The sequence below is a fragment of the Paraburkholderia podalyriae genome, assembly GCF_014397785.1.
Taxonomy (GTDB): domain Bacteria; phylum Pseudomonadota; class Gammaproteobacteria; order Burkholderiales; family Burkholderiaceae; genus Paraburkholderia; species Paraburkholderia podalyriae.
This window is the reverse complement of sequence record NZ_VZQQ01000031.1, coordinates 18,372-37,428: the sequence shown is the minus strand read 5'-3', so window position 1 is coordinate 37,428 and position 19,057 is coordinate 18,372. Positions and strand designations below refer to the sequence as shown.

At 61.7% G+C, this 19,057-nt stretch carries 18 protein-coding genes and 1 pseudogene; 9 read left to right on the top strand and 10 right to left on the bottom strand.

Features of this window, described 5'->3' with window-relative positions:
• Nucleotides 1–432: 432 nt before the first annotated feature.
• Nucleotides 433–858: a phasin family protein gene (locus F6X42_RS27935; RefSeq protein WP_187637284.1), complete on the bottom strand. Its 426-nt coding sequence runs from the start codon at nucleotides 856–858 to the stop codon at nucleotides 433–435.
• A 350-nt stretch (nucleotides 859–1,208) separates the two neighbouring features.
• Here F6X42_RS27935 and F6X42_RS27930 point away from each other — a divergent pair, with 350 nt between their 5' ends.
• The 3 genes and pseudogenes from F6X42_RS27930 to F6X42_RS46000 form a co-directional block, all read left to right on the top strand.
• A complete protein-coding gene (locus tag F6X42_RS27930) occupies nucleotides 1,209–1,604 on the top strand; it encodes a hypothetical protein (protein ID WP_187637283.1) in 396 nt (131 codons plus the stop codon).
• Nucleotides 1,605–2,193: 589 nt separating this feature from the next.
• Nucleotides 2,194–2,985 (top strand): DUF4410 domain-containing protein, encoded by a 792-nt coding sequence (locus tag F6X42_RS27925; protein ID WP_187637282.1) that lies wholly within the window; start codon nucleotides 2,194–2,196, stop codon nucleotides 2,983–2,985.
• A 20-nt stretch (nucleotides 2,986–3,005) separates the two neighbouring features.
• Nucleotides 3,006–3,311 (top strand): annotated as a pseudogene (locus tag F6X42_RS46000) (TonB-dependent siderophore receptor); the annotation flags it as partial.
• Between the two features lie 147 nt (nucleotides 3,312–3,458).
• Here F6X42_RS46000 and F6X42_RS27915 read toward each other — a convergent pair.
• The 4 genes from F6X42_RS27915 to F6X42_RS27900 all read right to left on the bottom strand — a co-directional run bounded on the left by F6X42_RS27915 (nucleotide 3,459) and on the right by F6X42_RS27900 (nucleotide 5,737).
• The gene (locus F6X42_RS27915; RefSeq protein ID WP_187637281.1) at nucleotides 3,459–3,956 is read right to left on the bottom strand and encodes a universal stress protein; all 498 of its coding nucleotides are present in this window, start codon (nucleotides 3,954–3,956) and stop codon (nucleotides 3,459–3,461) included.
• Nucleotides 3,957–4,074: 118 nt separating this feature from the next.
• Entirely contained in the window at nucleotides 4,075–4,938 is an 864-nt protein-coding gene (locus tag F6X42_RS27910) for a chloride channel protein (RefSeq protein ID WP_312892922.1), read from the bottom strand.
• A 121-nt stretch (nucleotides 4,939–5,059) separates the two neighbouring features.
• Nucleotides 5,060–5,401 carry a hypothetical protein gene (locus tag F6X42_RS27905; RefSeq protein ID WP_187637280.1) on the bottom strand — a complete coding sequence of 114 codons (342 nt, stop codon included), beginning with the start codon at nucleotides 5,399–5,401 and terminating at the stop codon, nucleotides 5,060–5,062.
• Nucleotides 5,402–5,419: 18 nt separating this feature from the next.
• Nucleotides 5,420–5,737 (bottom strand): DUF1840 domain-containing protein, encoded by a 318-nt coding sequence (locus tag F6X42_RS27900; protein ID WP_187637279.1) that lies wholly within the window; start codon nucleotides 5,735–5,737, stop codon nucleotides 5,420–5,422.
• Between the two features lie 237 nt (nucleotides 5,738–5,974).
• Between F6X42_RS27900 and F6X42_RS27895 the strand changes: the two genes are divergently transcribed.
• The 3 genes from F6X42_RS27895 (at nucleotide 5,975) to F6X42_RS27885 (ending at nucleotide 9,492) form a co-directional block, all read left to right on the top strand.
• Complete coding sequence (locus F6X42_RS27895; protein WP_187637278.1) at nucleotides 5,975–7,141, top strand: HPP family protein; 1,167 nt, start codon at nucleotides 5,975–5,977, stop codon at nucleotides 7,139–7,141.
• Between the two features lie 117 nt (nucleotides 7,142–7,258).
• Nucleotides 7,259–7,675, top strand: coding sequence for a MarR family winged helix-turn-helix transcriptional regulator (locus F6X42_RS27890; protein ID WP_027195810.1), 417 nt, complete (start codon nucleotides 7,259–7,261; stop codon nucleotides 7,673–7,675).
• Nucleotides 7,676–7,677: 2 nt separating this feature from the next.
• Complete coding sequence (locus tag F6X42_RS27885; RefSeq protein WP_187637277.1) at nucleotides 7,678–9,492, top strand: chloride channel protein; 1,815 nt, start codon at nucleotides 7,678–7,680, stop codon at nucleotides 9,490–9,492.
• Nucleotides 9,493–9,545: 53 nt separating this feature from the next.
• On the opposite strand, the gene F6X42_RS27880 is transcribed toward F6X42_RS27885, so the two are convergent.
• Complete coding sequence (locus F6X42_RS27880; RefSeq protein WP_187637276.1) at nucleotides 9,546–9,947, bottom strand: hypothetical protein; 402 nt, start codon at nucleotides 9,945–9,947, stop codon at nucleotides 9,546–9,548.
• Between the two features lie 128 nt (nucleotides 9,948–10,075).
• Complete coding sequence (locus F6X42_RS27875) at nucleotides 10,076–10,978, bottom strand: glutamate/aspartate ABC transporter substrate-binding protein (RefSeq protein WP_187637275.1); 903 nt, start codon at nucleotides 10,976–10,978, stop codon at nucleotides 10,076–10,078.
• A 258-nt stretch (nucleotides 10,979–11,236) separates the two neighbouring features.
• On the opposite strand from F6X42_RS27875, the gene F6X42_RS27870 reads away from it, so the two are divergent.
• Both F6X42_RS27870 and F6X42_RS44265 read left to right on the top strand, forming a co-directional pair.
• A complete protein-coding gene (locus tag F6X42_RS27870; RefSeq protein WP_187637274.1) occupies nucleotides 11,237–11,860 on the top strand; it encodes a LysE family translocator in 624 nt (207 codons plus the stop codon).
• Between the two features lie 321 nt (nucleotides 11,861–12,181).
• Entirely contained in the window at nucleotides 12,182–12,802 is a 621-nt protein-coding gene (locus F6X42_RS44265; RefSeq protein WP_187637273.1) for a DNA cytosine methyltransferase, read from the top strand.
• Between the two features lie 28 nt (nucleotides 12,803–12,830).
• Here F6X42_RS44265 and F6X42_RS27860 read toward each other — a convergent pair whose 3' ends face one another.
• Complete coding sequence (locus F6X42_RS27860) at nucleotides 12,831–14,432, bottom strand: hypothetical protein (protein ID WP_246530246.1); 1,602 nt, start codon at nucleotides 14,430–14,432, stop codon at nucleotides 12,831–12,833.
• An 875-nt stretch (nucleotides 14,433–15,307) separates the two neighbouring features.
• On the opposite strand from F6X42_RS27860, the gene F6X42_RS27855 reads away from it, so the two are divergent.
• Nucleotides 15,308–16,741: a UbiA family prenyltransferase gene (locus F6X42_RS27855; protein WP_246530245.1), complete on the top strand. Its 1,434-nt coding sequence runs from the start codon at nucleotides 15,308–15,310 to the stop codon at nucleotides 16,739–16,741.
• Nucleotides 16,742–16,941: 200 nt separating this feature from the next.
• Here F6X42_RS27855 and F6X42_RS27850 read toward each other — a convergent pair whose 3' ends face one another.
• Both F6X42_RS27850 and F6X42_RS27845 read right to left on the bottom strand, forming a co-directional pair.
• Entirely contained in the window at nucleotides 16,942–17,328 is a 387-nt protein-coding gene (locus F6X42_RS27850) for a hypothetical protein (protein WP_187637271.1), read from the bottom strand.
• Nucleotides 17,329–17,477: 149 nt separating this feature from the next.
• Nucleotides 17,478–18,893, bottom strand: a complete 1,416-nt coding sequence (locus F6X42_RS27845) for an aminotransferase-like domain-containing protein (RefSeq protein WP_187637270.1) — start codon at nucleotides 18,891–18,893, stop codon at nucleotides 17,478–17,480.
• Nucleotides 18,894–19,057 lie beyond the last annotated feature (164 nt).

The following is a 19,057-nucleotide window of genomic DNA, read 5'->3' as shown; positions in this document are numbered from 1 at the left end:
AAGCCGGATTGCCTTAACGCCGGTTGGGCTGCGTGAATGCGTCTACGGAAAGGCGGGACGAAACTTTAGTCAGCGCAATGACGCGCGCCAATCGTTTGCGGCGCGATTCAAAGCTTTGCGAGCCAAGCCGCGGTTCGATTCCGTTTGATCGGCGCGGACAAAGCCTTTTAGCGACAATGCTTTGACGCCTCTTCCGTTTCCGTATGACATTTGGAACGAATAGCCGGTTGAAATTGCGGCCGTCGCGCGTAAAAGCTGCGAATAGGGGCTGCGTCTTTTCGCTCATGTAAGCGTCTGCCGAATAACGCGTGAGCGGGTGCCTATTCGTCCGACTACATTCGACTTGCAACGCAAATCGCGAAGGCCAAAAAAAACCGCGAAGGGCTATGGTGGCCCTCCGCGGTTTCGATCGTTCGGAAGTTGCAGCGCGCGTTACTTCTTCTGCTGCTCAAGCATCGACTTCAATTCCTGCACGTTTTCTTCGACGCGTTTCGCGATTACCGCATACGACTCTGCCTGCGTCTGATACGCGGCTTGCGCGAGTTGCTGCATGTCGGCGAGCGATTTGTGCAGGCTCTGCTGGATCAGCTCCGCGGTTTTGCTCGACGGCGCGGTGCCGGCCGCCGTGAGTTGCGTCGTCAGCGACTGTAGCTCGCCCAGCGTGGTGCGCAGCATGTCGGCCTGTTTCTGCGCGAGCGACTGCATCCCCTGGAATGCTGTCTGATTCGCCTGAACCAGCGCCTCCATGTCCTTGCGGCGCGCTTCCATGATGGCGGGCACGTCGAAGCCGGGGAGCTTGAACTGCTCCAGCATTTTGGTGAAATCGCCAAACGGATTGGCTGCATCAGGTCGGTCCATGCGAAATCCTCCTTGCGGTTGAAAACTCATCGCCTCTGCGCCGCCCGCACCAGGCGCGACGCCGATGCGGGCGGCGGCGTGTGCCGCGCGTGCGGCCACGGCGAGGTGGTTTTGGGGTCGCACGGCACATCGCAGCCATCATGCGCTATCCGGCTGCGTTGCGCCAGCGGGCTCACCCTGGCGCGAAGGGCAAGCGGTCGGTGCGTCTCTCCAAGGGCCGTGCCGCGCGCATCGAAAGGCTCGGAAAGTTATTGCATGGTTTTCGTAACCCGGCGGATCAGCGTGTCGACTATCGTTGCGAGGAGCCGGTCCATCGTGGCGCCGGCGCTGTTTTCGATGGAGGCGACATCATGAGAAAAGCATTCCTCAGCGCAGCCGTGGCCGCGGTTCTTGGCACCATCGCGACGGCCGCGCTCGCGGACGACGGCATGCCGCCGGGGCATGGTCCGATGATGGGTCATCCGAGCCCAGCCTTCGCCGTGGTCAACGATCTCGAACAGCTGCGCCGTCTGTATGCGCTGAACGGCCATGAAGGCGAGATCGTCGCGGTCTACCACGACGTGCTGAACAAGACCCAGGACCCGATGCTGCGTCACTACGTGTACGACTCGCTGGCGCGCGAGCAGCTCAAGCCCGTCAATCCCGAGCAGGCGATCGCGACGCTGCGCACGAGTCTCGCCGAAGATCTCGCGGCGGCGAACAAGGCGCCGCATGGAACGCCACCGGGTCCGTCGCCGGCGCAATAAGTTTTCGTCGCGGATTGCGAACGCAGCGCCGCGCGACGATCGCTGGAAGCGCTCCCCCAGCCCCTCCCCGCGCGGCGCTCGGGGACTTCGTGGGCTGTCCCACATTGGCGCTTCACTGGCGCTTTCCATCTTCCGTCAGGTGATTACGATAGGAGCTCCACAACGCAAGGACAGGGTGAAGGAATGCGCTATCCGCTGGACATGGCCATTGCCGCCGCCCTGCTCGTGTTCGTGCTGTGCTGCATCGTCAAGCTCGCTTTGAACTGATCGGCGGCTCGACTTCCACGCCCTCTCCTTCGACGCGCTCCCCCGCCGTTTCGCGTCGCGCTTCACCGCGTATGCCGCCGCGCGCAGCCGCGTTTCGCGCGTTCATTTCGCCGTGACATCACTCGAAATAATTGTTGAATGGAGTTCGGCGGGGCACTCGCCCATACTTCGTTCGCTGCCGGTGCGTGACGAATCACAGACGCATGAGATCGAAAGGCTTCACGTGCGAATCCCCTCGCCGATGATCGACGATCCCACGGTTGCCCGATCATCGGCGATGGACTCGAACAGACTGGCACCGCGTGCCGACGACAGGATCATCATGTTGACTTCAGTGAACTTCATCAAAAAGAACGCCGCCCGTTTCACCTGCATCGCACTCGTCTGCGGTAGCGCGCTTCTGAGCGGCTGCGCCGGCGCCAGCGTCACCAATCTGAGCGCGACGAGCGCGTCCGCGACGGCCGACGCAGGCACGCAATCGACGATGCATCCGGACACGATCTACGTCTATACGTTCGATGCCGATCCGCAGCAGGTCAAGCTCGACAACGGCGGCATGCTGCAGAAACTGAAGACGCAGATGTCGGGTTCGTCGGGCGCGCAGAAGCAGGTTGCCGATGCCGCCCAGGTGCGCGAGCAGGTCGCCGACGAAATCGTCCATCAGTTGCAGGCGATGGGTCTGCACGCGGTGCGCACCGACGCGCCGGTGCCCGCCGGCCAGAACGTGCTGCTCGTGCAAGGCAGCTTCGAGACGATCGACGCCGGCAATCGACGCCGTCGCACGCTGATCGGCCTCGGCGCGGGCAAGAGCGAGGTGAGCGGCTCGGTACGCATCGTGTACCAGCCTGCAGTCGGTGCGCCGCGTGTCGTGCAAAGCTTCATGGCCAACGCGGACAGCGGCAAGATGCCGGGCATGGTCGAAACCGCCGGCGTCGGCGCGGCGGCCGGCACCGTCGCGACTGCAGCCGCGGCCGGCGCGGGCCTGCACGGTGTGAGCGAAACGAAGCGCGCGGGCGTGTCCAACGATGCAAAGCGCCTCGGCGATGCGGTCGCGAAAGAGATCGCGCAGTTCGGCGTCGAAGCCGGCTGGATGCAGACCGCGCAGAAGAGCTGAGCGGAGGCGGTGGCGCCGCGGCCAGCGCGTTCGCCCAATCGACCGACACCGCCCCCGCCGCCGACGGCACGCTACCCGCCATCAAGGTCCAGGCGGCCGCCGTCGAAGAGCTGCCCGGCGATCTGTCGCCGACTTACGCGGGCGGCCAGGTCGCACGCGGCGTCGACTACGGCGTGCTCGGCAGGCAACGCAACATCGACATGCCGTTCAGCATGACCACCTACACGGCGCTTCGACCTGGGGGCGCGTTACCAGACGTCCATCTACGGCAAGAAGACGACGTTCCGCGCTACCGTGCAGAACGTGACAAGGCTTACCGGTCGGCCGTATCGGCCTACGGTGCGACGACGTACCTGACCCAGGGTGCGCCGCGTACGTTCCTGCTGTCGGTCAGCACCGACCTCTGATGGTCTGACGTGATGTCGGTCGCCTCCGTGCCAACGCTACCCAACACAAACAACCCAACCCAACGCTCATGAATGTTCGGCGGACCGCGTGGTCTCGCCTGTGCCCGCGACCGCGGCCGGCGTATCGGCTGCCGCGCCCATCGTCACCAGCACGCTGCACGTCACGCGATCGAGCAGCAGTCCGTCGTGGCGGCCGCCCCACCAGCGCGCGAGTCCGTGACTGCGACGATGGCCGACCACAACCAGATCGGCCTTCAGATCGTTGGCGAAAAACGGAATCTCATCGAGCGGTTCGCCGATCGCGAGATGACCTGTCGCGCGAATTCCGCGTGCGGCGAGTTTCTGCAAGCCCTCGTCGAGCAGCGCTTTGGCGGATTGGTTGATGAAATCGACTGGCACCGCGGACGTGATGTCCGCGCCCTGCATCCACGCCGTATTGTTGAGCACGGAAAGCAGGTGCACTTCCGCCTTCAGGTCTTGCGCGAGAGCCGCCCCGTCCTTCAACGCGTGTTGTCCTTCGCGGGTTCCGTCGTAACAGAGAAGAATGCGCTTGAAGCTCGACATGAGAACCTCCTTGCGCGGCGCGCGCGGCACATCGTCATTTAATTATATGTCTATTCGTGACATATACCGCGCGACGCTCATGCGTGCAAACACCTACAGAGACGCCATAAACAAGGCACTATTCACGAGGTTCGTCCGACACCGAACTCCTGCCTTGAAATAGCGAAATGCGCCGGAATCGTTCCCGCTCGCGTTCCTCGTCCTCGACCTTGTAGAGCAACGTCGACAATCCCCACGACAGCGCGCCGGCGATCAGCCCCGCGAGCGCGCACGACGCGAGCCCGAGCGTGCCGAGCGGCAAGGTCTGCAATGGGAACAGCGGGCCACTGCCCAGCAATAGCGGCCGCGAAAAGCCCGCCACCGCGCACGAAACCGCAGCGGGCAGCAAACTGCGCGGCCGCAATTCGAACAGCAGCAGTTCGACCGCGAGCAACACGGCGGCGACGGGCGTGCCGAACACCGCGGTCATGCCAGCGACCGCGCCCGCCACCAGCAGCGTCTTGCGTTCGCCGCTCGACAGATGGAAGAACTGCGCGATCAACGAACCGAGCGCGCCCCCCGTCATGATGATCGGCCCTTCGGCGCCGAACGGTCCGCCGCTGCCGATCGCGATCGCCGACGCCAACGGCTTCAGCACGGCCACCTTCGGCGACATGGTGCTCTTGCCGAACAGGATCGCCTCGATCGCTTCGGGAATGCCGTGCCCGCGAATCTGCTCCGAACCGAAGCGCGCCAACAGCCCGACGATCAGACCGCCGACGACCGGCACCACGATCACCCACAGCCCCAACGTATGACTGGCGGGCGAGCGCCCCGCTGTCGACAGCGTCTGAAAGAAGAACAGGTTAGTGAAGAAGCTGATCAGGTGCAGCAGGAAGTCCGCGACGAACGTGCTGAACAGGCCGACCACGGCGGCAATCACCGTGATTCGCAGAAGCCGGGTATCGGTGGCGAAGTCGCCTTTTGGCGCGTGTGTCTGCACTGCCGCTCCTGATGGTCGAATAAAGATGGGGGATTCGTGTGCCGTCGTGGCAGCATCGAGCATGCATCATGCCGTACCCGAGCGCACGCCGTTGCGCGGCGCGGCGGCCAGCAACGCCGCGCTACGACTGCGGCCACAGAAAGAAAACATGAGCAGCGTTTGCCGCGGGATCGACGGGCAATCCATAACCATGCGGCCGAGCGGTCCATGCCTCGTGCGGCGAACCGTTCGGCCATTTCACGAGCACCACCGCTCCATTGGACAACTGATCGACAACGGTGCCGCCATACACGCCGATCACCCTGCTTCGCACGCCGGCATCGCACGACGCGCGGCATGAGCCGCGCATCGGCTGCTGGTATCGGCCGGTCTCCAGCGCGGGCGAGAACGCATAGGCCAGCGGAACGGCGCAAACCGACATCAGCAGGATTGCGAATTGTCGACGCGATGTAGGTCGTTTCATCGCGACTCCTTCGACGAACTACAGCCCCCAGATAATGTCCGCATCCGACTCGCGCGCCGCACGCATCATGTCGAGAAACGGCCACGCGCGCTGCGACAACCGGTTGCGCGACTCGCGTTGATTGCTCGTCGAGCGATGCAATGCTTCGAGCGTCGTTTCCGCGGCCGCATCTTCGGTGATGGCGGCTTCGAGCCGATCGATCGCGCGGGGCAGCTCGTCATGGCTGATGACGCCGCGCTCGCCAAGCCGCTTCCCGACCAGGCCGAGCAGATATTGCGCGAGATCCCTGAGCATGACGACATCCGGCGACGCCGTCGATTGAAATGTAATCATCATGATGGCTCCCTCATCGGGATATCAGGCAACGGGCCAACCAATCCGCTCAACCCTCTGTCGATCATTTTATATCACGACGTGATAAAAAAGCACGGACACACGTCGATCCGGGGCCCGGCTCGCTGGATGCGTTTTTATATCATATTGAAATATAATCATGACCAGACTGTATTCGCGTTGCCAGGGTTTCCCCGGTAATGTTCGGACCCGCATCATCGACTACTTTCCGCTCCTATCTTGTCCCGCTCCCTTGCATTTGGCTGGCTAGCCAGCTTTCTCCCCGCCCCGGTCACCGTGAAATGGCACGAGCGTGCGCGTTCCTGCCTCGGCGCGCTGCTCGGTATCTCGTTTACTGGCGGTCTGATGTATCTGCTGCTCGGGCCGGCCGCGAACATTCCGCTGCTCGTCGCGCCGATGGGCGCCTCTGCCGTGCTGTTGTTCGCGGTGCCCGCGAGTCCGCTCGCGCAGCCGTGGTCGATCATCGGCGGCAACCTGGTGTCGGCGACGGTCGGCGTGACCTGCGCGATGCTGATCGGCGATCCGACGCTCGCGGCCGCCCTCGCGGTGGCGCTGTCGATCTCCGGCATGTTCGCGCTGCGCTGCGTGCACCCGCCATCGGGCGCGGTCGCGTTGACCGCGGTGCTGGGCGGCCCGGTCATTCATGCGCTCGGCTACCGCTTCGTGCTCGAGCCGATCGCGATCCAGTCGGCCGCGCTGCTGTTCGCGGCGCTCGTCTACCATGCGGCCACTGGCCACCGATACCCGCATGCGGGCCGCCAGGACCGCGCGACGCCGAGCCAGGCCGCCGACGAAGCCGCGCGCGTCGGCTTCACGCGCGACGACGTCAAAGCCGTGCTCGGACGCCGTGACGAAATGCTCGACATCGACACCGACGACCTCTATTCGCTGCTGCGCGAAACGCAGCTTCAGGCCTTCTCGCGCAGCTTCAACGAACTGTGCTGCGAAGACGTGATGTCGCGCCACGTCGTGTCGGTCTCCGCTGGCACGCGCGCCGCCGCCGCATGGCAGTTGTTCAGGCGCCACAACGTGAAGGCGCTGCCGGTCGTCGACGCGGCGCAGCAACTGCTCGGCATCGTCACGCGCGCCGATTTCGTCGACAGAAGAAGCTTCGGCTCGCTCGGTCCGATCCTGAACTACTTCGACGGCTGGCTGCGCGGCGATGCGCTTCGCACGTCCGACGTCGGCAGCGTGATGACCACCGACGTCTGCACCGTCGCCGCAACCGCGCCGATCACCGAACTGGTGCCGATGTTCGCGAACTTCGGCCATCACCACATACCGGTGCTCGATCGCGCCGGGCGCGTGGTCGGCATGATCACGCAGGTGGATCTGATCTCCGGCCTGTATCGACAAACCGCCACCCGGGCTCACCAGGCGGCCTGATTTTCAATTGAAAGACCGCGGAGACCCGCCGCGCGATGCCGCCGCGACGGCCGCAATTCGCACAAATACATCATGAAATGATACATTTTGGGTTTTCTTCACATCGGCGGATATGCCATGAAAGTACGGACTCGCAAGCTCCTTAAGAGGGATTTCGAGCAGTTGTCGCAGTTTCGCTACCAGATGCGGCGCTTCGAGCGCTTCTCCGAGCAAGCGGCGCAGAACGAGGGCATCACGCCATTGCAATACCTGTTGTTGCTGCATATCAAGGGCTATCCGGAGCGCGACTGGGCAACCGTCGGCGAACTCGCGGAGCGTCTGCAGGCGCAGCATCACGGCGTCGTCGCACTGGTATCGCGCTGCGAGGCACTGAATCTGGTGCGCCGCCAGGTCAGCGAGATCGATCGCCGCCAGGTTGAAGTACACATTGAAAAAGCGGGAGAACGGGTACTCGAGCGGCTTGCGGAATTGCATCGCGCCGAATTGAGATCGCTCGAAGGCTCCTTCCAGATTCCACAGATCGACCTCGACTAACCATGAGCATGGATTCCCACAAACGCGACTTCGCGGCGAATGCCCGGCTGCCCGGCATTTTCGCGCTCGCCGCGTGCATTGGCTTCGTCAGCACGATTGCCGCTTTTGTTCTGCTGAACCTGATTCGCCTCTTCACCAATCTGTTTTTCTTCGGCACGCTGTCGTTCGTCGACCGCTCGCCCGCCACCAACACGCTCGGTCTGTGGGTGATCGGCGTGCCGGTGGTCGGCGGTTTGATCGTCGGCCTGATGGCGCGCTTCGGCTCCGAAAAAATTCGTGGCCACGGCATTCCCGAGGCGATTGAAGCGATCCTGTTCGGCAAGAGCAAGATGTCGCCGAAAGTGGCGGTGCTCAAGCCGTTGTCGTCGGGCATCGTGATCGGCAGCGGCGGGCCGTTCGGCGCCGAAGGCCCGATCATCATGACCGGCGGCGCGCTCGGCTCGCTGATCGCTCAGTGTGTGAAGGTCACGTCGGCGGAACGCAAGACGCTGCTCGTGGCCGGCGCCGCGGCCGGCATGACCGCGGTGTTCGGCACCCCGGTCGCGGCCGTCCTGCTCGCGGTCGAGCTGTTGCTGTTCGAATGGCGCCCGCGCAGCTTCCTGCCGGTCGCGGTGGCCTGCGCGGTCGCCGGCTTCGCCCGGGCGATTTTCTTCGGGACAGGTCCGCTGTTTGCGCTGCAGACCGCCGCTCCCGATGGATGGTCGCTGCTGTCATGCGCGGTCGCGGGCGTGTTGTCGGGCGTGCTGGCCTCGGGGCTGTCCGCCGCGCTGTACAAAGTGGAAGACCTGTTCGGCAAGCTGCCGGTCCACTGGATGTGGTGGCCCGCGTTCGGCGGCATCGTCATCGGGATTGGCGGCTGGCTCGAACCGCGTGCGCTCGGCGTCGGTTACGACGTGATCGGCGATCTGCTGCATCAGCATATCGCGGTGCAGGTCGCTCTTTTGCTGCTAGCCGTGAAGGCGGTGATGTGGGTCATCGCGCTCGGCTCTGGCACATCGGGCGGCGTGCTCGCACCGCTGCTGATGCTCGGCGCCGGGCTCGGCACGGTGCTCGCGCACTGGCTGCCGGGCAGCGAGCCGGCGCTGTGGCCGCTCGTCTGCATGGCCGCGACGCTCGGCGCCACGCTCGGCGCGCCGCTGACGGCCATCGTGTTCGCGTTCGGCCTCACGCACGACGCCAACGCGCTGCTGCCCCTGTTGACGGCGACGCTGATCGCGCACGGCTTCTCCACGATCGTGATGCGGCGCTCGATCATGACCGAGAAAATCGCGCGACGCGGTTATCACATCTATCGCGAGTACGGCGTCGATCCGCTCGAGCGCCACTATGTCGACGAAGTGATGACCGCCTCGGTCGAATCGGTCGATGCCGCCACGACGGTCGGCGAAACGCTGCAGACGCTGTTCGGCGCGACCCAGCGGCGCCGCGCGTATCCGGTGGTGCGCGCCGGCGCGGTGATCGGCGTGGCCGACCGCATGTTGCTCGAACGCTTCTGCGCCGAAGACGCGCAGCGCAAGCGCGCGATGACGCTCGCCGATGTGTTCGCGCAGCACAACACCGCTTTTGCTTTGTCATCCGAAACCTGCCGGCTCGTGGCGACGCGGCTCGCCGTGCTGGGTCTCGAACGCCTGCCGGTGGTCGCCGATGGCAACAGCATGCGTCTGCTCGGCATCGTGTCGCGCAGCGATCTCATCAAGCCGTCGCTGGGTCACTTCGAAGAGGAGCACAAGCGGGAGCGTTTCCGTCGTATCGGGCCGTCGCTGGGCAAGCGGCGCTTCGCGCCGGTTCGTAAAACCGGCCAAAAAAGGCTGCGGTAAACACCAAAGGCCGAGGCCCGTTGGAGCCTCGGCCTTTTCATTTGCGCACGGCGCTATTTGCCCGCGCCACGCGACTCCGTGCAACCGAGCACCAGCGTATCGCCCGATTTCGCGCCGGGGCCCAACGCCGCGCTATGAACGTCGGCGTCGTCACAATGCCATTCGGCGTGGAAGTCGCGTGGGCATGCCAGCGTCGTGCCGCCTTTGTGCAGGCCGGGCAGCGGGTACTCGCAAGTCGCCCGTCCGTTGCAATGACGCGCGAGTTCGCGAGTCAGATTGCCGCGCGGTGCGCCGCAATTCTCGCCATAGGTGCCCGATACGATCGTGATCGCGCGCATTTGCGCGTCGGCGTGCGCGGACACCATGCATACGCCGCTCGCTAATGCCAGCGCAGCACGAAGCATTCCACTGACGAAAATCCGTCCGCACCGCGAAGTTTCCATCGGCTTCGTCACTTTGCACCTCCATTCCCGCTATAGGCGATGCGCTCAACCGAAACGCGCCGCCTCTACCTGGTATAGAGGAAACAGCAAAGGACCTCCATACCAATACCAACGCCGACACGCGATAGCGGAAAAAACCGTTATTCAAGCGCCTTGTCGTTCGGCTGCGCGTAAAGCTGTTTCAGCGAATCGCTCATCGGAAACTCGAAGCTGATGTTTTTCGGCGGCACCGGCTTGATGAACCATCGGTCGTACATCGTGTGGATTTCCGGTCCTTTCATCACCTGTTCGAGCGTGTCGTCGACGAGCTTTCTGAACTCGGGATCGTCGCGTCGCAACATGAAGCCATACGCTTCCGACGATTGCGGCGTGCCGGTGATGATCCAGTCCGACGGCTTCGCGGTCAGCGTGCGCGTGCCGGCAAGCAACACGTCATCCATCATGTACGCGACGGCACGGCCGCTTTCGAGCGTCAGGCGCCCTTCGCCGTAGTCCTTCGCGCTGATGATCTGCATGTTCATCTTCTTGTCCTCGTTCATCTTGCGCAGGATGCGCTCGGACGTCGTGCCCTGATTCGTCACGACCGTCTTGCCCGCGAGGTCCGGAAAGTCCTTGATGCCCGAGTCCTTGCGCGTCAAAAGACGCGTCGTCGCGACGAAGAACGTGTCGCCGAACGTCACTTGGCTCTGGCGCGCGGCGAGATTGGTCGTCACGCCACATTCGAGATCGACCGTGCCGTTCTGTACGAGCGGAATGCGATTCTGCGAGGTGACGGGGATGAAGCGCACCTTGAGGTCCGGACGCTTCGTTTTCACCTTGACCGCATCGATGACCTTGTTGCACAGGTCCTGCGAAAAGCCGACCACCTCGTTGTTCGCGTCGACGTACGAGAACGGCACCGACGTCTCGCGATGGCCAATCGCGATCACACCGCTTTGCTGGATCTTCGCGAGCGTAGACGTCGCGTCCTGCGCGAACGCGCCCGGACTCGCCAACGTTGCGACCGCGAGCACGGCAACAGTTGACCAATTCATCACTTTCATAGGTATCTCCAATCGTGCGGCAGGTTCCTGATAGATGGCGGGCTCCTGCGCCAGCCGTCTACATATGTTGCCATTAAAAAATTAATGGCAACATATGTTAACTACCGAGTGTTGAATTGCCGTGTGACGGCGCTTTCCGGCCAACCAGTCGTCATCGATCCGTACCGGACACCATTCTCTAAACCGTACAGGTACTGTACCGGGCCCTATCGATAGAATGAGCCTCACCGTTTTCTGTTGGCGACACCGGAGCCCCCCATGTCTTTCGTCACTCTCAGCGCGCTGCCCGCCAGCATTCTGTTCGCGCTCGTCACCTCGATCACGCCGGGGCCGAACAATACGATGCTGCTCGCGTCGGGCGTCAATTTCGGCTTTCGCCGTACGCTGCCGCATCTGTCCGGCATCAGCGTCGGAGTGGTGCTGTTGATGTTGTCGGTCGGCATCGGCCTCGGTGAGGCGTTCGTGCATTTCCCCGTGCTGTATACGGTGCTCGAAGTCGTCAGCGTCGCTTATCTGCTGTATCTGGCATGGAAGATCGGCACGTCCGGCGAGTTGAAGCTCAGGAGCGGCGAGCGTCGCCCGATGCGCTTTCATGAGGCGATCGCGTTTCAGTGGGTCAATCCGAAGGCGTGGATGATGGTGCTGACCGCCGCGACGACGATTCATCTGAGCAACAGCTTCGGTATGAACGCGGTTGCGATGGCCGCAGTGTTCTATGTGATCGGCTTTCCGTGCATCTGCGTGTGGGCTGGTTTCGGCACCGCGATGCGCGAGGTGCTGTCGAACCCGAAGCGGCTGCGCGTCTTCAACATCGCGATGGCGCTGCTGCTCGTGGCATCGCTGTATCCGATCGCGCTGAAGCTGCTTGGGCACGGCAACTGAGCTTTCGACGCGCGCCGCCGCGTCTTGTACGCATGCAATAAAGCTGGTACCTAAAATCCTGTGTTCATACGGGTTAAGCTGCAACGCGGTTCTCGACCAAGATACCTTAAGTTTGTACATTTGACTTCGCGATGGTCAAGGTAAGCAGGGAAGCTGATCGAACTGAAACAGCGTCGACATTGCTTCTGCTGTTGTCTGACAGCCCAAAATCTATTCTTTTGTCGCCAGAATTTACCTCCGCCAAAGGCCAGGGCGCACTGCGTCCATCTGGCACATATCTTTCGTAGAGGAAAATGTGATGCTCGTGACACGTAACAACCCTTGGCAATTGATGGCTGCGGCGCCAATACGGAAGGTGGTGACCCGCCGTGCCAGCCCTTCTCTAACGGTGGGCGGGCAGCAGGGCCAAAGGATGAACGAGATATGTGGCCTGAGGCAATACGCGCGGTCCGCGAGATGCAGCCAAAGGCGTTTCTTTTCGAGAATGTGAGAGGACTTCTGCGACCTGCGTTCAGCGAGTACCTCGATCACATTCTTCAGCGTCTCGAACGAGGCGGTTTCGAAGGGCCTCTCGCCGCCGTTCTGCCCACTGAATTGCGCCGCGAGCTGGAGGAATCTTCGCTGCTGGTCGGCGCGGGACCTTCTGCGTGCCGCGGTCCGTGCAGAGCGAAAGCTCGATATGACTTACGTGGACGGCGAAATTTTCGTTCGGATCGGATCTTGAACGTCGAGCAGATGGAGGAGCGCTATCCAAAGAGGCGCTCCACACTGCTTCGTAAGTGGCGCAAGCCTACTTCCTGGCGTTGGCGCTCGTCTGGCTCCTCGCCGGGTCGGCGTCGCAATCTACTGGAATGCAGGTGCGTGACGACAGTTTCGTGGACCTGTAGTAAACATTCGGAGCGAAGATCCCGTGGAACAATGATGACCCATCCTATCGCTTGAGCAATAGAGAAGATTACGCGCTAGACGCCTATTTCTTCATGACCATCATCTCGTCGAAGTTCACGGGACAACCTGAATTGGCTGGATGCTTTCCCGCCGCAACAACGAGACCGTCGTCGCGCAAATCCGCTTCCCAATTCATCTCCGAAGATGCTAGCAATATTGGTTCTGGACCGCATATCGTGCGCACTGCAGCCACCTCGTTTTTGTAGTGCGTCTCCTTCAGCAGGATATAGCCCGTAACGCTTGCCGCAGCGAGGACCGAGTTCGCGATGGCGAAGGCGACTACTACATGGAATAGTTTCCGATTGGATGAAAACCCCGCAATGACCAGAAATGGGACCATATAAAACATCGGGACGTAGCGGGCCCACCACGCTTGCGGATGTAGCAGAACGCTCGCTAACGTTGCGAGAAGAAACATTTTCGCAATATCACCGCCGCCTCTCCTTCTCCAGAAGAAAGAAGCGATGCACGCGATAAACATAACCCCGAAGAAGGGTCCGAACGCGCCGAAACGCGCAGCAGTCGTATGCAGCGCGATAAACGCGTCGCGCAAGTGGGCGTATGACGGGACAAAGGTAGGCTCCGCGTTCTCGCACGGCCTGCAATCCAGCGGCAGCGAGAAATACGATAAGAAAATCCTCTGCAAAGGATTCATTGCAAGAAAGTGTGCTGACACTCTTCCACCGATGATATCGACCTTGTCGCTGCCCAGCACGGGGTAGAAAATGTGTTTCCCAGCGACCATGTTCTGCAGGTACGGCGAATAGCCGATCACTGCGACAGCGACAAAAGACCAGATGACCAACTCTCCGATAACTTTCCGGTTCTGAGTCAGAAAGCGTCTCTTTTCGCCGCCAATAAACGCCGCCGTGAAGAAAACAGCAATCGAGATGGCGGCGAAGGCGGGTCCTGTCAGCTTCGAGCCGATCAGAAGCACGAGTGCGATACCTAGTTGAACTCCGGAATAAGGCCTACGCTTGAGTGCGAAAAGCAAATTGACAGAAAAGATGGCCCAGCAGTAGTAATGCGCAGCGTCGACATAAAAACTCGTCACCTGGCCGAGCGCTACCGGGTTGTAAACGCAGGCAACCGAAGCAATCAGTGAAGCTCTGGCAGATATTCCCGCTGACTGGAGCAAACCCATCAGAGCAACGCAGGCAGGGACACTGAGCAATAGCGTAAATGACTTTCCACTGTTGAACCGTGAAGTCAGAACCTTGGCCGTGTATGCAAAATACTCAAATGCTTTGGGGTAGTGTGCGGCCCAGAAGCTTCCGCCCAGTGCGTCGGTATCGGCAATGCCGTTTAGGGTGTGATCTATCGATAGCGGTGTCGCGACGTGATAGTTCAAGCCGTCGAAACTGAATTCTCGCAGGAATCCAAACGCAAACAACACCACCGCGATGAATAATATCGTAACGATCGTGGTGCGCCATTCGGAACGAGAAACATAGCCATAGATGACGACGGCTACAACGATGGCGAACGCCCAGATTCCTGCCAGCACGCCGCTATTGATGTCGAGGTTGTAGAGGATCGCTGCATATAGCGACGAGCCGAATACGAAGATGAGAATCTGGTCGCACAGCTGCGTCCAGTTCACACGCTCGAGGGCGGCTTGCATCCTCATCGATCTCCGCGTGGAGTTCACACGCTGAATGGCGTGATTCGTCATCGTGGACATACGGGCCTTCTCCGGTTGATGGAGACCCTCGTCGGTCGACGCATGCCCGCACGCTACCAAGGTCACCACTCTGACCGTCGAAGCATGCCCACGACAACACAACGCAAGGCCGGGGTTGGGATGAACGAAGTAGAAGAGGAACGACAGCGAATCGAACAGTGCCGATTATGGGCATTTGTGTGGCGCCGGGCAAGCTCGCATTGCGCGGACCGCCGAGGCACTTTTCTGCTGTCGGAGCGCCGCACAAATAGCGCAGCTCGATGCGTGGTGCTTGGAAAGCCGAGGCGTGGAGGACCCAGACGCGGAGAGTGTTCGACGTTATCGGCCAATATCACCACACTCCAAGCCGCTGTCACACCGGTCAGAGCCGGCAGGTCTATGCTCGCTTCAGACGCCAACGGTTCGCTGCAACGCAGCGAATAAGCGATAGCCGGCGATTGGCTTCATTGTCCGCCCACGAATCTGTCGTGCTAACCATATCGACAGGTCGATGCGGTCAGACAAGGGTCGAGTGCATGACGATCACGATCTTCATGCAGGGAACGTGCGCCCACCCTTCACTGCGGTAAGGCGCGTTCCACGTGGAGTTGCGCTTCTCAAGTACAGAAATTCACTGGCATCAGTAGATGTTCGTGGCTGGCAGAGCCGGCGATTGCGCTCGCCAGACTCCTTGACAACGCCATGAAAGTTGAGCGCCCGACCGAGGCGACGACGCAGAAATGAGTCGCGGCAGCGGCCCGTTGCGCTCGCGTGCTGATCCAGCCGGTCAATGCGACTTTTGCATTGCTTAAAGTCTGGAAGGTTGATGACGATTTATGTCCATCGAGGTCACCATGGCTGCCATTCCACTTTGCGTTGATCTGGACGGGACACTGACGCACAGCGATCTTCTGATCGAGTCGTTCCTCGCTCTCGTCAGGCGAAATCCGCTCTATCTGCTCTATTGTTTGGAATGGTTGCTGCGTGGAAAGGGATATCTCAAAGCGCAGATAGCCGCACGGGCCGCAATCGACGTGTCACTGCTGCCGTACAACGGACGCCTGATCGACTTCCTGAAGAAGGAGAGCGCGGCCGGCCGCGACCTCTATCTCTGCACTGCAGGCAATCAACGGTTTGCCGAACAGATCGCATCTCACCTCGGATTCTTCAAAGGGGTGATGGCGAGCAACGAGTCGATCAATCTGTCAGGCACGAACAAGGCGTCGGCTTTGACGGCGGAGTTTGGCGTACAAGGATTCGACTATTGCGGAAACGCGCGAGCCGATCTGCCGGTGTGGAAGCAGGCGCGCACGGCGATCGTCGTTGGAGGAAAGAGCATCCAGGCGGCCGCGCGGAAGGTGAATCAAACCACGGTCATCTTCGATAACAAACGGTCTCTCTTCAGGCTGGCCGTACGGGAAATGCGCGTCTATCAGTGGGTGAAAAACCTGTTGATCTTCGTGCCGCTTCTTGCGTCGCATCGCTTCACGAACTTCGACGCACTGAAGGTTGCCGGGATCGCATTTCTTTCGTTCTGCTTCTGTGCGTCTTCGGTATATATATTGAATGACATGCTCGACCTCGACGCGGACAGGCGCCATAGTCGCAAGTGCAAACGTCCGTTTGCCTCAGGCGAGTTGCCGCTTGTTAGCGGAATTGGCATGTTGTTCGTCCTGTTGCTGGCGTCGGCGAGCCTCGCGGTTTTCCTGCCGCCGTCGTTTCAGCTCGTGCTAGCGTGTTACGTCGCGATGACACTCGCTTATTCCTTCCACCTGAAGCGGGTGATGCTGGTAGATGTCTTCACGCTGGCTGCGCTCTATACCACCCGCATCGTGGCTGGGGGCGCGGCGGTCGATGTCGTGCCGTCAGACTGGCTAATCATGTTCTCGGTGATGATATTCCTCAGTCTGGCGTTGGTGAAGCGCTACACCGAACTCGACAAAATGCAGCGGCAGGGCACGGACTCCACGTCTGGCCGAGGTTATCTCACGGCGGACATGAGCATCGTGCGCTCGTTTGGACCCGCAGCGGGCTATGTCGCGGTGCTCGTTCTTGCGCTCTACATGAATTCTGCCGCCGTCACGGGGTTGTATCGTCATCCCCACAGGCTCTGGATCTTCTTTGTTCTCGTGCTGTACTGGATCAGCCGCGTCTGGATGGTAGCTTTCCGAGGGCAGATGCATGACGACCCGATCGTGTATGCGTTCAGGAACCGTTCTAGCCTGGTCATCATGATGCTTTGCGTAGCCGCAGTCCTTTTTGCGATTTGATCAAACGCTAGCTCTTTATACGTTGCATCGACCGATCGCCTGTTGTATGAACCCAGCTGCAGTGAGTCGACGCACGCAATTGCTCGAAACTCATGATCCTGCCGGCGATTGCACTCGCCGCGACGGTGGAGGGACTGGCGAGCCATACCTGACTCGGGCCGGACGATGCTGCCGGGGTCGTGCAGTTCGATCCTGTCACCTCACTCTCGGCGCAGGAAACTGATCGACGTCGGCGACACGTATTCGTGCGCATAGCGCCAGACTGTGCGCGCAAAAACGCTTTGTCCTGATGTCACCTCGGCGCGGCCGCTCGCTCTCGCGACGATTTTCTCAGCATAGGTCATCGGGCGTTGCCCCGCCGCCGTCAGTCGAGCACGCCAGCCCGCTCGTCTTGCCTCGGTAAGCCGGAACGGTCCGCCGCGTCGAATCAGTTCCGCCGTAAGTACATCTTCCCCGCGCGTGAACTCCTCGAGCGGAATGTCCTCGTCTCGCCGGATGCGATCGATTAGACCGAAGTCCGTCGAGGTGAATATGCCGAGATTGTGGCAGTTCTGTCGATAGATGCGCTCGAAGCTTTCGGCGATCACCGGGCGGATGCCCGCGCACCACTCGGCTGACCGTTGTCAGTGAAGGCTCAGCGCGCATTTCCAGTTCGCGATATAACCAAAGGTACAAAGTTAATTGTTTGAGGAAGGGCCGCTCAGAAAAGTACGGACTTTATTGTGTCGCTACACGTCTACCACGTCCCCTGCCCGACTCGCTCGATGAAGCGCCACAACGCGTCGTCGGTCGAATACGGCGCGTTGAAGCGGAACCACGCGCTCGGCGCGTCGTCGGGACGGAAGTAGGAGCCCGGCGCGAGCCAGATGCCGTGCGCGAGCGCGGCGGTCGCGACCTCGGCGGCGCGCTCCGCTTCGATCGGCAGACGCACCAGCATGAAGAGCCCCGCGCGCGGCCGGTGAAACGCTTCGAGCCCGAGTGCGTCGAGCCGTTCTTCGAGCGCCGCGTGCGCGAGCTTCAGCCGCTCGTTGACCGTCTCGACATGGCGCGCGTAACGCCCTTCCACCAGCACCTTGTCGACGATCCGCTCGATCGTTTCCGACGACGTCAGCCCCACCGCCATCTTCGTGCGCGCCAGTTCACGCAGTACCGCCTGCTCGGCGACCACGTAACCGCAGCGCAGCGCCGGCGTCACCGTCTTCGAAAAGCCGCCGACGTACAGCACGCGCTGCAGGCCCTCCATCGCGGCGAGGAGCGGCGCGCCGGCCGGCGCGAGTTCGCGGCTCACGTCGTCCTCGATCACCCAGATGCGTTCGCGCTCGGCGATCTGCAGCAAGCGGAACGCGGCCGACATGCCGAAGCTCGAGCCGGTCGGATTCTGTAGCGTGGTATTGACGAAGATCGCCTTCGGCTTGTGCCGCGCGACCAGCGTCGCGAGCACGTCCGTATCGACGCCGGCCGGCGTGCGCGGCACGCCATGCACGACCAGCCCGGCGAGCTTCAGGATCTGCAGCAGGTTGCAGTAGCCGGGATCCTCGACGATCACCGCATCGCCCGCGCGCAGCAACGTGCGCACGATCAGATCGAGACCCTGCGTCGCGCCCTGCGTGAGCAGCACGTTCGCGAGTTCGACCGGCAACCCGCGCCGGTCGAGCTGCTCGGCGATGCGCTCGCGCAGCGGCGCGAAGCCGTACGGATGACCGTAGTCGCCGAGACGCGCGGCAGGCACCCGGCTCAGTGCCCGCAGTGAATGCTGCAGCCCGCTCTCGTTGATCCATTCGCTCGGCAGCCAGCCGCAGCCGGCCTTGATCGGCACCGAATGATCGGCGAACACGTCGGACAGCAGCCACGTCGCGGTCAGGCTCGGCGGCTGCCAGTCGGCGACGGCCGCTCGCATCGACGGCGAGCGCGCCGCCACCCGATAGCCGGAGCCGCGCCGCGCCACCACGAGCCCCATCGACACGAGCCGGTTGTACGCCTCCGTCACCGTGAAGGTGCTCAGCGCGTGGCTTTGTGCAAGCTGCCGCACCGATGGCAGCAGCGCGCCCGCGCGCAGCGACTGCGCGTCGATCGCGTGCGCGAAGCCTTGCACGACCTGTTCGACGAGCGTCGGCGCCGCGCGCCGGTTGCGTTGAAGGTCCAGTTCGATCATGTTCCGGGTGAAAAACCAGGGAAGAAGGCGGACTCCGGACGGCCCGCCCACCGGGACAGTTCGCGCGAATCCGCCAGCACAGTTGGCACCACACTCCGTCAACTGTTTATGCCGCCATTAAACCGCGGACGCTACAGTTTGGCTACGCTAAAAGCCCCAACCGC

Bases quoted from the DNA above. Each gene is read 5' to 3' on its own strand.
- F6X42_RS27935 (WP_187637284.1), bottom strand. From the start codon at position 858: ATGGACCGACCTGATGCAGCCAATCCGTTTGGCGATTTCACCAAAATG.
- F6X42_RS27930 (WP_187637283.1), top strand. From the start codon at position 1,209: ATGAGAAAAGCATTCCTCAGCGCAGCCGTGGCCGCGGTTCTTGGCACC.
- F6X42_RS27925 (WP_187637282.1), top strand. From the start codon at position 2,194: ATGTTGACTTCAGTGAACTTCATCAAAAAGAACGCCGCCCGTTTCACC.
- F6X42_RS27915 (WP_187637281.1), bottom strand. From the start codon at position 3,956: ATGTCGAGCTTCAAGCGCATTCTTCTCTGTTACGACGGAACCCGCGAA.
- F6X42_RS27905 (WP_187637280.1), bottom strand. From the start codon at position 5,401: ATGAAACGACCTACATCGCGTCGACAATTCGCAATCCTGCTGATGTCG.
- F6X42_RS27900 (WP_187637279.1), bottom strand. From the start codon at position 5,737: ATGATGATTACATTTCAATCGACGGCGTCGCCGGATGTCGTCATGCTC.
- F6X42_RS27890 (WP_027195810.1), top strand. From the start codon at position 7,259: ATGAAAGTACGGACTCGCAAGCTCCTTAAGAGGGATTTCGAGCAGTTG.
- F6X42_RS27885 (WP_187637277.1), top strand. From the start codon at position 7,678: ATGAGCATGGATTCCCACAAACGCGACTTCGCGGCGAATGCCCGGCTG.
- F6X42_RS27875 (WP_187637275.1), bottom strand. From the start codon at position 10,978: ATGAAAGTGATGAATTGGTCAACTGTTGCCGTGCTCGCGGTCGCAACG.
- F6X42_RS27870 (WP_187637274.1), top strand. From the start codon at position 11,237: ATGTCTTTCGTCACTCTCAGCGCGCTGCCCGCCAGCATTCTGTTCGCG.
- F6X42_RS27860 (WP_246530246.1), bottom strand. From the start codon at position 14,432: ATGCAAGCCGCCCTCGAGCGTGTGAACTGGACGCAGCTGTGCGACCAG.
- F6X42_RS27855 (WP_246530245.1), top strand. From the start codon at position 15,308: ATGTCCATCGAGGTCACCATGGCTGCCATTCCACTTTGCGTTGATCTG.
- F6X42_RS27845 (WP_187637270.1), bottom strand. From the start codon at position 18,893: ATGATCGAACTGGACCTTCAACGCAACCGGCGCGCGGCGCCGACGCTC.